The 11,111-nt window shown below is 43.0% G+C and carries 11 protein-coding genes; 8 read left to right on the top strand and 3 right to left on the bottom strand.

Going from position 1 to position 11,111, the window contains the following annotated elements:
* The first annotated feature begins 16 nt into the window (after positions 1-16).
* The 8 genes from CXF72_RS14845 to tuf all read left to right on the top strand — a co-directional run bounded on the left by CXF72_RS14845 (position 17) and on the right by tuf (position 6,474).
* Positions 17-406 (top strand): RidA family protein, encoded by a 390-nt coding sequence (locus CXF72_RS14845; protein ID WP_101040057.1) that lies wholly within the window; start codon positions 17-19, stop codon positions 404-406.
* Between the two features lie 186 nt (positions 407-592).
* Positions 593-994 (top strand): sulfurtransferase complex subunit TusD, encoded by a 402-nt coding sequence (gene tusD / locus CXF72_RS14840; protein ID WP_101040055.1) that lies wholly within the window; start codon positions 593-595, stop codon positions 992-994.
* A 140-nt stretch (positions 995-1,134) separates the two neighbouring features.
* Positions 1,135-1,497 (top strand): sulfurtransferase complex subunit TusC, encoded by a 363-nt coding sequence (gene tusC / locus CXF72_RS14835; RefSeq protein ID WP_101040054.1) that lies wholly within the window; start codon positions 1,135-1,137, stop codon positions 1,495-1,497.
* Positions 1,498-1,598: 101 nt separating this feature from the next.
* Positions 1,599-1,889, top strand: coding sequence for a sulfurtransferase complex subunit TusB (gene tusB, locus CXF72_RS14830; RefSeq protein ID WP_101040052.1), 291 nt, complete (start codon positions 1,599-1,601; stop codon positions 1,887-1,889).
* Between the two features lie 232 nt (positions 1,890-2,121).
* On the top strand, positions 2,122-2,496 hold the full coding sequence (gene rpsL / locus CXF72_RS14825; RefSeq protein WP_011771676.1) for a 30S ribosomal protein S12: 375 nt from the start codon (positions 2,122-2,124) through the stop codon (positions 2,494-2,496).
* A gap of 82 nt (positions 2,497-2,578) precedes the next feature.
* Positions 2,579-3,049: a 30S ribosomal protein S7 gene (rpsG, locus tag CXF72_RS14820; protein WP_101040050.1), complete on the top strand. Its 471-nt coding sequence runs from the start codon at positions 2,579-2,581 to the stop codon at positions 3,047-3,049.
* Between the two features lie 72 nt (positions 3,050-3,121).
* Positions 3,122-5,215: an elongation factor G gene (gene fusA / locus CXF72_RS14815; protein WP_101040048.1), complete on the top strand. Its 2,094-nt coding sequence runs from the start codon at positions 3,122-3,124 to the stop codon at positions 5,213-5,215.
* Between the two features lie 74 nt (positions 5,216-5,289).
* Positions 5,290-6,474: an elongation factor Tu gene (tuf, locus tag CXF72_RS14810; RefSeq protein WP_101040046.1), complete on the top strand. Its 1,185-nt coding sequence runs from the start codon at positions 5,290-5,292 to the stop codon at positions 6,472-6,474.
* A 248-nt stretch (positions 6,475-6,722) separates the two neighbouring features.
* Here tuf and CXF72_RS14805 read toward each other — a convergent pair whose 3' ends face one another.
* The 3 genes from CXF72_RS14805 to CXF72_RS14795 are packed head-to-tail and all read right to left on the bottom strand — an operon-like array spanning position 6,723 to position 10,961.
* The gene (locus CXF72_RS14805; protein ID WP_101040044.1) at positions 6,723-7,487 is read right to left on the bottom strand and encodes a phosphoadenylyl-sulfate reductase; all 765 of its coding nucleotides are present in this window, start codon (positions 7,485-7,487) and stop codon (positions 6,723-6,725) included.
* The gene (gene cysI, locus CXF72_RS14800; RefSeq protein WP_101040042.1) at positions 7,480-9,168 is read right to left on the bottom strand and encodes an assimilatory sulfite reductase (NADPH) hemoprotein subunit; all 1,689 of its coding nucleotides are present in this window, start codon (positions 9,166-9,168) and stop codon (positions 7,480-7,482) included. The genes CXF72_RS14805 and cysI overlap by 8 nt, the downstream gene beginning before the upstream one ends.
* Entirely contained in the window at positions 9,168-10,961 is a 1,794-nt protein-coding gene (locus CXF72_RS14795; protein WP_101040040.1) for an assimilatory sulfite reductase (NADPH) flavoprotein subunit, read from the bottom strand. Before CXF72_RS14795 ends, cysI begins: the two co-directional genes overlap by 1 nt.
* Positions 10,962-11,111 lie beyond the last annotated feature (150 nt).

Here is an 11,111-nt window from a genome sequence, read left to right as displayed (position 1 = left end):
TAAGGATGATCGACAGATGACAACTAAAGAAATCATAAACACAACAAAATCGCCGGCAGCAATTGGAGCATACTCACAGGCTATAAAATTTGGCGAGTTGGTCTTTACTTCCGGCCAAATCCCTTTAATACCAGAAACCATGGAAATAGTGGAAGGTGGGGTAAGCGAGCAGACTAAACAGGTAATGGACAACTTAATGGCTGTTTTAGCTGAAGCCAATGCGGATGCCGGCAGTGTTATAAAAACCACTTGTTTTATTAAAGATATGAGTCAATTTGCTGCTTTTAATACGGTTTATAGCCAGTACTTTCCTGAAAATCCTCCGGCCCGTGCTTGTGTTGAAGTAGCACGTTTACCGAAAGATGTTTTAGTGGAAGTTGAAGCGATTGCTATTAGCAAAGCTTAAGAGCTTCTAGCTACGAGCTTTGAGCTACGAGCTACGAGCTTTGAGCTTCTAGCTTCGAGCTACGAGCTTCGAGGCTAATCTCTCGCAGCTCGTGGCTAATCTCTCGCAGCTAATCTCTCGCAGCAGATAGCAGAAACTGATAGCAGACAGCTCGTGGCTTGTCACCTATTGATAGAGTGTTTTTAAATGGAACAACAAAAAGTTAAATTTTCAATTGTTGTATCTGGTGCGCCATACGGTACACAAAGCGGTAGTAGCGCTTATCAATTTTGTGCCGCCGCTCTTTCGGCAGGACATCAAATAGTCGGCGTATTTTTCTATCAGGAAGGGGTGTTAAACGCCAGTCAGTTAGTCAGTCCGGCGAGTGATGAAATTAACCTGCCGACATTGTGGGCAGCACTTGCCGGCGAATTTCAATTCCCTTTGGAAGTGTGTGTTTCTGCGGCACTGCGGCGCGGTATCATCGATCAGCAAGAGGCCGTACAATTAGGGCTTACGCAGTTTAATCTGCAAGCGCCATTTGTTTTAAGTGGTCTGGGGCAACTTGCCGAGCTGAGTGCAAATTGTGACCGTTTAGTGCAGTTCTAGGATTAATACTTCGGACACTTCTGACTGATTCTCTGATATTTAGATAAGTTATATAACTCGACAATATGAAATAAATTATTGATTTTATTAGCTAATATTGAAAACTAATCCAGAGTATTGAGGATCATAACGGGTATAAAATGGCGGAAAAAAAAGTAGGTGTTATTAATAGCAGTGCACCACACGGTCGCGCAAATGGACGGGAATCCTTAGATCTTGCATTGGCAATGTCGGCATTTAATGAATCACTGTCACTTTTTTTTATCGATGATGGTGTATATCAACTCCTTGGCAGACAGGATCCCGGCGAAATATTGCAGAAACATTACCAGCCACTTTTTAAAATGCTGGCACTCTATGATGTGGAAAATATCTATGTTTGCGTTCGATCGCTTCAAGCGCGAGGCCTAACCACTGAGATGTTGGTGGTGGAGGTAGAAGCTATCAATAAAGAACAGTTACAACAACAATTAAACCTCCAAGATCAACTGCTGAGTTTCTAATTATAAAATCAATAGCAAAGACTAAAACGCAGTTTTATGTCTAGCTAGCCTGCATTTTAACCAGCATAAATGAATCTAAAATTAATGGATTTGGTATAAGTATGATATTGCATACGGTAAAAACATCACCCTTTCAAACATTGGCAATTAATAATTGTTTAAATCTGTTGTCTGAACAAGATTCGTTATTGTTAATGGAAGACGCAGTTATCGCAAGTCATGCTGATCATGGACACTTTGCGCAACTAAAATTACTTGCGCAGCAAAATCGTCTGTTTGTTGTACAGGCTGATCTTGATGCGCGCGGCGTGACTCATTCGATAGGTCAAAGCTGTGATTATGCGCAATTTGTCAATCTGGTGATCCAGCATAAAAGCCAATTAGCCTGGTAACAGGGCTTAAAGGCGAGAAGGCGCTTGAGGGCTTGAAGACGGGAAGGTTTGAGCTTCGGGCTTTGAGCCTTCCAGCCTTAAAGCTTTTCAGCCTTAAAGCTTTTCTTCTCTAGTTGTGAGCAAAAACACAATTGCTTAATTATTGACTCCCTTTTGTATTCAGCGTAAACTCTTGCAACCCTTATTTAAGGGTTGATTTTTCATACACACACATTTTAGGAGCTATTTAAAGATGGCAACAATTTCACAATTGGTACGCAATCCGCGTAAGGACAAAGTTCAAAAAACTAGCGTTCCTGCGCTGGAAGCGTGCCCGCAAAAACGTGGCGTATGTACTCGTGTATATACTACTACTCCAAAAAAACCTAACTCGGCAATGCGTAAAGTTGCTCGTGTTCGTCTAACTAACGGTTTCGAAGTCACTTCGTACATCGGCGGTGAAGGCCATAACCTGCAAGAGCACAGTGTAATCTTGATCCGTGGCGGTCGTGTAAAAGATTTACCGGGTGTTCGTTACCATACAGTACGTGGTGCACTGGATACTTCTGGTGTAACTGCACGTCGTAAAGGTCGTTCTAAGTACGGTGCTAAGCGGCCTAAAGCATAAGCTTTTCCGTAAGTAAGGCCAAACAAACACTATTTTATTAATATGTTTTGGGTAATTTCCTGAAGCGCACGGAGAAAACAAGATGCCAAGAAGACGCGTCGTAGGTACTCGTAAAATCCTTCCAGATCCTAAGTTCGGATCAGAAGTTTTAGCAAAATTCGTTAACGTTGTAATGGTTGACGGCAAAAAATCTATCGCAGAAAAAATCGTATATGGTGCACTAGAAGCTGCTGCAAATAAAAGCGGCAAAGTTGCACTGGATCTTTTTGAAGTAGCTCTTGAAAATATACGCCCAAGCGTCGAAGTTAAATCTCGTCGTGTTGGTGGTTCAACATACCAAGTTCCTGTAGAAGTTCGCCCTTCTCGTCGTAATGCGTTAGCAATGCGTTGGTTAGTTGAAGCATCACGTAAGCGTGGTGAAAAATCAATGGCATTACGTCTAGCTGGTGAGCTGGTTGATGCATCTGACAATAAAGGTTCTGCGGTTAAGAAACGTGAAGACGTTCACCGTATGGCTGACGCTAACAAAGCGTTTGCTCACTACCGCTGGTAGGAATCTAGCACAAGCTTTTGCTTGTGCTTTTCGTTTCGATACAAGCTTAGTTATATTTATAAGGACATCATTTTGTCACGTACAACTCCTATCGAGCGCTACCGGAATATCGGCATTGTTGCTCATGTCGATGCGGGTAAAACAACAACGACAGAGCGTGTATTGTTCTACACCGGTGTATCTCACAAAATGGGTGAAGTACACAATGGTGCAGCAACAATGGACTGGATGGAGCAGGAGCAGGAGCGTGGTATCACTATCACCTCTGCCGCGACGACGACATTCTGGTCAGGCATGCAGGGACAGTACGAACAACATCGTATCAACATTATTGATACTCCGGGACATGTTGATTTCACTATTGAAGTTGAACGTTCGTTACGGGTATTAGATGGTGCAGTTGTGGTGTTTTGTGCCTTATCCGGTGTAGAACCTCAATCGGAAACCGTTTGGCGTCAAGCTAACAAATACCACGTTCCGCGTATCGTATTTGTGAATAAGATGGATCGAACGGGTGCTGATTTTGAAGCTGTAGTTGCACAAATCCAAGCTCGTTTAGGCGCAATTTGTGTTCCAATTCATTTGAATATTGGAGCTGAAGAGCAGTTTAAAGGGGTCATCGACCTGATTAAAATGAAGGCGATTAATTGGATCGATACAGATCAGGGAATGACGTTTGAATATTACGACATTCCTGCTGATCTACAGGAGCGTGCAGAACAACTGCACGAAGAACTTGTAGAAGCAGCGGCTGAAGCAAACGATGAACTGATGGAAAAATACCTTGAAGAGGGTGATCTTTCTCTCAATGAAATCAAAGCTGGTTTACGTATCCGTACGTTAAACAATGAAATTGTACTAGCAACCTGCGGCAGCGCTTTTAAAAATAAAGGCGTGCAGTCGGTGTTAGATGCTGTTATTGACTTTCTTCCTTCTCCTTCTGAAGTTGACGCAATTAAAGGCGTGGATGAAAAAGAGAATGAAGTTGAATGTCCAGCGACTGATGAAGCTCCCTTTGCTGCATTGGCGTTTAAAATTGCAACGGACCCCTTTGTGGGAACGTTAACATTTATGCGTGTATATTCAGGGGTGGTTAATTCAGGGGATCATGTTTATAACTCAGTGAAAATGAAGAAAGAGCGTTTTGGCCGCATCGTTCAGATGCATGCCAATGACCGTAAAGAGATCAAAGAGGTGCGCGCCGGTGATATCGCTGCTGCAATCGGCCTTAAAGATGTCACTACGGGTGATACGCTTTGTTCTCCTGAGCATAAAGTGATTCTTGAGCGCATGGAGTTTCCTGAACCGGTAATTCAGATCGCGGTTGAGCCTAGAACTAAGGCCGACCAGGATAAACTGACTATCGCATTAGAGAAGCTGGCTGCTGAAGATCCCTCTTTCCGTGTTGAAACGAATGAGGAATCCGGGCAGATCCTGATTTCCGGTATGGGTGAACTTCACCTGGATATTATCGTGGATCGTATGCGTCGTGAGTTTGGTGTGAACTGTAACGTGGGTAACCCACAGGTAGCGTACCGAGAAACTATCCGTAAAACGGTTTCAGTGGAAGGTAAATTTATTCGTCAGGGCGAAGGACCTAGCCATTATGGGCATGTCCATCTTAAACTTGAACCGCTTGAAGCGGGTTCAGGTTTTGAATTTGTTAACGAAATTGTTGGGAAGACTATTCCGAAGGAATATATTCCGGCCGTTAGCAAAGGCTGTGAAGAACAAATGAACCAAGGTGTGCTTGCTGGATATCCGATGCTGGATGTGCGAGTGACTTTATTTGATGGTTCATTCCATGAAGTTGACTCAAGTGAGATGGCATTTAAGATTGCAGGTATGATAGGCTTCAGAAACGGGGCATTAGAAGCTGATGCAACTATTCTTGAGCCCGTTATGAATGTTGAAGTGACTACGCCGGAAGATTGGATGGGTGATGTTGTGGGTGACCTGAGTCGTCGCCGCGGTATGATTGAAGGTATGGATGATGGCCTTGGTGGCGTTAAAATCGTGCATGCTAAAGTACCGCTTGCTGAGATGTTCGGTTATGCAACCGCATTACGCTCGGCAACTCAGGGGCGCGCATCTTATTCAATGGAGTTTTCAGAATATGCGGATGCACCTAAAAAAATAGCTAACGCAATTATTGAAGCGAAATAAAAAATAAATTAAACTATAACCTTTCCATGTGATGGCATGTGGAGAGGTATTAACTGATAAAGAAGGTACACACTGTGTCTAAAGCAAAATTTGAACGTAAAAAACCACATCTAAACGTTGGTACAATCGGCCACGTCGATCATGGTAAAACAACGCTAACAGCTGCTATCTCTGCTGTTTTAACTAAAGCACACGGCGGTGAAGTTAAAGATTTCGCATCTATCGATAACGCACCTGAAGAGCGCGAACGTGGTATTACAATCAATACCTCTCACATCGAGTACGATACTGATACTCGTCACTACGCGCACGTAGACTGTCCTGGACACGCCGATTATGTTAAAAACATGATCACTGGTGCTGCACAAATGGATGCTGGTATCCTAGTTGTTGCTGCAACAGATGGTCCTATGCCACAAACGCGTGAGCACATCCTGCTTTCTCGTCAAGTTGGTGTTCCTCACTTAATCGTGTTCATGAACAAATGTGACATGGTTGATGATGAAGAGCTACTTGAACTAGTAGAAATGGAAGTTCGTGAACTTCTTTCTGAATATGACTTCCCAGGTGATGACTTACCAGTTATCCAGGGTTCTGCTCTTAAAGCACTTGAAGGCGACCCAGCATGGGAAGCTAAAGTTATGGAACTTGCTGAAGCTCTTGATACTTACATTCCTCTTCCTGAGCGTGATATCGACAAACCATTCATCCTACCAATTGAAGATGTATTCTCAATTGCTGGTCGTGGTACTGTTGTTACTGGTCGTGTTGAGCGCGGTATCATCAAAGTTGGTCAAGAAGTTGAAATTATTGGACTACGTCCAACAGTTAAAACTACCTGTACTGGTGTTGAGATGTTCCGTAAATTGCTTGACGAAGGTCGTGCTGGCGAGAACGTTGGTATCCTTTTACGTGGTACTAAACGTGATGACGTTGAACGTGGTCAAGTTCTTGCTAAACCTGGTTCAATCAAGCCACACACTAAATTCGAAGGCGAAGTGTACATCCTAAGTAAAGATGAGGGTGGTCGTCACACTCCTTTCTTTAAAGGTTACCGTCCACAGTTCTTCTTCCGTACTACAGATATCACAGGTGCTGTTGAGCTTCCTGAAGGTGTTGAAATGGTAATGCCTGGTGATAACCTTAAGTTTGTTGTTGACTTAATTGGTCCAGTTGCTATGGATGAAGGTCTACGTTTTGCTATCCGTGAAGGTGGCCGTACTGTAGGTGCTGGTGTTGTTTCTAAAATCATCGAGTAATTTTTACTCCTTAGATTGAACAATACAAAAAAAGAGAGCTAAGGCTCTCTTTTTTTATGCCCGAAAGAAAAAAGCTGGAAGGCGGGAACGCTAGAGGGCGGGAATGCTACGAGCATTCGAGCTGTCGCTCGAGCCTTCCAGCTTGTTTTGTAGCGCTAAAAAAACGCCAGTTAAGGCGTTTTAAAATGTTGTGCTCTGGCGGTAACGCTTCGAGCTGTCAGCCGATAGCCGACAGCCTTTTGTGAAGGTTAAATCCCACTACCTTGCTCTTCTACATCATCTTCATGCAGTCCGCATTCGCGTTTCAAACCAAAGAATCGTGTATCTTCTTCGCTCATGCCCGCTTCCAGAGGTTGAGAGGTTTGTACATCACCCACTGAAACATAACCTTGCTCCCAAAGAGGGTGGTACTCAAGACCATGATCATTGAGATAGTAATAAACGTCTTTATTACTCCAATCAATAATGGGTAAAAATTTAAAACAGCCATTTTGAATGCTTAACACCGGCAGGTCACCACGGCTGGATGCTTGTGAGCGACGTAAACCCGAAAACCAGGTTTTTGCATTTAACTCTTTAAGCGCACGTTTCATCGGTTCAACTTTATTGATTAAGTTGTACTGAGTTAATCCGTCAACACCCTGCTCCCATAATTTACCGTAGCGTGCTTCCTGCCAGGCACTGCTGTGCTTGGCACGATAAGTTTTCAAGTTAAGATTTAATTTTTCGGTTAACGCATCAATAAAACGATAGGTCTCCGGAAATAGATAACCCGTATCCGTTAAAATAATAGGCGTATCCGCTTTTACTCGAGTAATTAAATGCAGGCAGACAGCGGCTTGAATGCCAAAACTTGATGATAAAACAAATTCACTTTCAAGGTGTTTAATCGCCCATTCAACACGTTCATGAGCGGTTTTCTTGTCAAGCTGGGCATTAATTTCTTTTAATGCCTCAGTCTGTTGTGCTTTATCTAAACTAAGCAGTTGGGTTAGATCTAATCTGTTAGTCATGAAAATCCTTAGAAGCGATAATGACCTCAGCAACAATAGCAGCACGGATAACAAAATCACCGAAACATTCACTGCTTTCGCGTTCATTTGCCCAACGACCAATTAACTCATCCATGGTCGTTATAATAGTCGCTTCATCAATATTTTCTTTGTACATCTTAGGCAAGCGGGTACCGTTGGTATTACCGCCAAGATAAAGGTTATAACGGCCTGGCGCTTTACCTATTAAGCCCACTTCAGCAAGCATAGGACGAGCACAACCATTAGGGCAGCCCGTTACCCGTAAAATGATATGGTCGTCGCCAATACCATGCTTGGTTAACAGTGCCTCCACATCGGTGACTAAAGCCGGCAGATAGCGTTCAGCTTCGGCCATCGCTAGCGGGCAGGTTGGCAGTGCCACACAGGCCATTGAATATTTGCGCTGATTGGTAGTGCCATCATCAATTAAACCGCACTCTCGTGCTAATGCTTCAATCGTCTCTTTTTGTGCTTCCGGTACGCTGGCAATAATAAGGTTCTGGTTGGCCGTCATGCGGAAGGTGCCCTGGTGCACTTTGGCTATTTTAACTAAACCGGATTTAAGCGGTTTACCGGGGTAATCCAGAATACGGCCATTTTCAATAAAGACGGTTAAATGCCATTTATTATCAATCCCTTTTATCCAACCGATGCGATCGCCACGCTCGGTAAATTGATAGGGGCGTGATGCCGCAAATTTAATGCCGGAGCGTGATTCCACTTCACCTTTAAATTTTTCAACACCATGGGTTTCTAAGGTGTATTTAACGCGGGCGTGAGCACGGCTAACACGATTGCCAAGATCGCGTTGTGTAGTGACGACAGCTTCTGCCACTTCAATCACTTTGTCGGCTGCAATAAAGCCAAAATCATCCCCTAAACGCGGGAAGGTGGTTTTATCTCCATGGGTCATTCCTAAACCAGCACCCACTACCACGTTGTAACCTATTATCTTTTGACCTTCAATAATGGCGACAAAGTTAAGATCATTACCGTGAATATCGACATCATTATAGGGCGGCAATGCGACTGCTATTTTAAATTTACGCGGCAACATAATGTTGCCGTAAATTGGCTCTTGTTCGGTTTCGTGAACTTTCTCACCATCTAACCAGATTTCAGCGTAAGCATTACTTTTGGGTAGAAAATGTTCACTGATTTTTTTAGATAGTTCGTAAACCTGAGTATGTAATTCTGACTGTTCCGGGTTTGATGTACAGATAGTATTACGATTAACATCACCCGCTGTGAACATAGAATCAATATTTGCCTTAAACTTAAGTTCCTGGAAAACTGACTTTAGATTACGTTTATAAATGCCGTGGTACTGGAATGTCTGACGTGTGGTAATACGGATACTGCCCGCATCGGTTAATTCTTCTGCGATGCGATCAATCTCTAACCACTGCTCAGGCGTGACTACACCACCGGGTAAACGGGCGCGTAACAAAAATGAGTATAAAGGCTCCAATTTCTGTTTTTTACGCTCAGCGCGATAGTCACGATGATCCTGTTGATATAAACCATGAAACTTAACCAACTGCACGTCATCAGGTATAAAAGCACCGGTAGTATTATCATTCAGTCCTTCCACTAATTTACCGCGAAGAAAGTTACTTTCAATTTTAATACGTTCGTTATCGTGTAATTTCTGGCTCATTAGTAGACATCCCTTTGGTAGCGTTTTGCTTGACGTAATTCAGTTAAATATTGTTCAGCATCTTCAAGGCTTTTCTTACCTTGAGTGCCGATAATTTCGATTAATGTTTGTTGGACATCTTTGGCCATTCGGTTGGCATCACCGCAGACATAAAAATGTGCACCTTCCTGTAACCATTGATAAATTTCACGGGCATTTTCTTTAAGGCGATCCTGAACGTAAATTTTCTCAGCTTGGTCGCGAGAGAAAGCTAAATCCAGATTGGTTAATAAACCTGATTTTAAGAAACCTTGCCATTCTGTTTGATATAAAAAGTCTTCATTAAATGTTTGCTCTCCGAAAAACAACCAGTTTTTACCCGTTGCTTCGGTTGCATCACGTTCCTGCAAAAATGCGCGGAAAGGTGCAATACCGGTGCCTGGTCCAACCATAATAACCGCTGTTTCAGGATTAGCGGGTAAACGGAAGTTGTGATTATCTTCGATAAACACTTTCACTTGTTGACCTTCCTGCAAACGATGCGCGAGGAATCCTGAAGCACCACCTTGGCGTACTTCACCGTCTGTATTCTCAAATGTCAGCGCACCAACCGTAAGGTGCACTTCCTGCTCGACTTCAGTTTGGCTTGAGGCGATTGAATATAAACGCGGACTGAGGTGGCGCAGTAAAGTCACAAATTTTTCAGCGGTGACTGCTTTACAGCCTCTTTTACTGATCACATCAATAATTTGATGCGTATTAGCAAAATCACGTAATTTACTTTTATCTGCAGCGAGGGTTAATAATTTTTTGCTCTTGGTTAACGTGGCATAACCTTCTACAAAAGCCGGATGGGTAGCGGTTAGCTCGAGGGATTCAGTTAACGCTTCTTTTAAGGAAACATTTTTATCATCTATCTTAACTTGCTCTTGCGGATCCAGTTTAAGTCTTTTGATTAACGCATCAACCAATTGTGGATCGTTTTCAAACCAAACCCCCAATGCATCACCCGCTTTATAATGCAGGTCTGAGCCTTCTAAATCAATTTCAATATGGCGGACATCTTTTGTAGAGCGTGCACCGGTTATTTTTTGGCTGGTTAGCAAACTCGCTGCAAAAGGGCTCTTTTTGTCATATTTATTGGCACTTACAGGGGTTTCGATCGAGGCTTTAGAGGGGGCTACAAAACCGCCTTTTTCAATAGTTTGTTCAACTTTATCTAATACCTGCTCAAACCACTCCGGGGTCTGTTGCTCGTAATCAATATCGGCATCTAAGCGATCGATAATAGCGGTTGCCCCAAGCGCAGTTAAACGTTGATCAAAATCTTTTCCTGTTTGACAGAAAAATTCATAACTGGAATCGCCAAGCGCTAATACCGCAAATTTTAAGTTGTCTAATTTTGGCGCTTTTTTAGTGGCTAAAAATTCATGGAAATCAATGGCATCATCGGGCGCTTCACCTTCTCCGTTGGTACTTACCACAACAATAAGATGCGTTTCAGCTTTAATGTTTTTAACTTTATAATCAGCCATAGAAACTAACACATTAGTAATACCTTTAGCGGTTGCCTGATCCGCCAATTGCTCTGCAACACCTTTACTATTGCCCGTTTGTGAGCCAAACAAGATGGTCAGGTGTTGACCCGAGCTAACAGCCGTTTCGACGGTTGCCGGCGCCTGGCTTACCGCAGCCAGATAACCACTAACCCAAGCCATCTGAACGGGTGTTAAATCAGCCATAGCCTGTTGCAGTTTTGATAGCTGCAATTCAGATAAAGGAGATGTTAAGGCCGAGATGTTGTTAAAAGCCATATTGATATTTCCATAATTCCATTAAGTATGCAGATATACTACGGTCTTATTTGGCAATGGCAAAAGATTAAAAACTGATTTTTTATAACAAAATAGAATTTAAGGAGAGGGGGCTTATTCTGAAGGGAGTTCAGGAGTGCTATTTTTTTA

The sequence above is a fragment of the Psychromonas sp. MB-3u-54 genome, assembly GCF_002836415.1.
Classification (GTDB): domain Bacteria; phylum Pseudomonadota; class Gammaproteobacteria; order Enterobacterales; family Psychromonadaceae; genus Psychromonas.
This window is presented reverse-complemented; position numbering and strand designations above follow the sequence as displayed.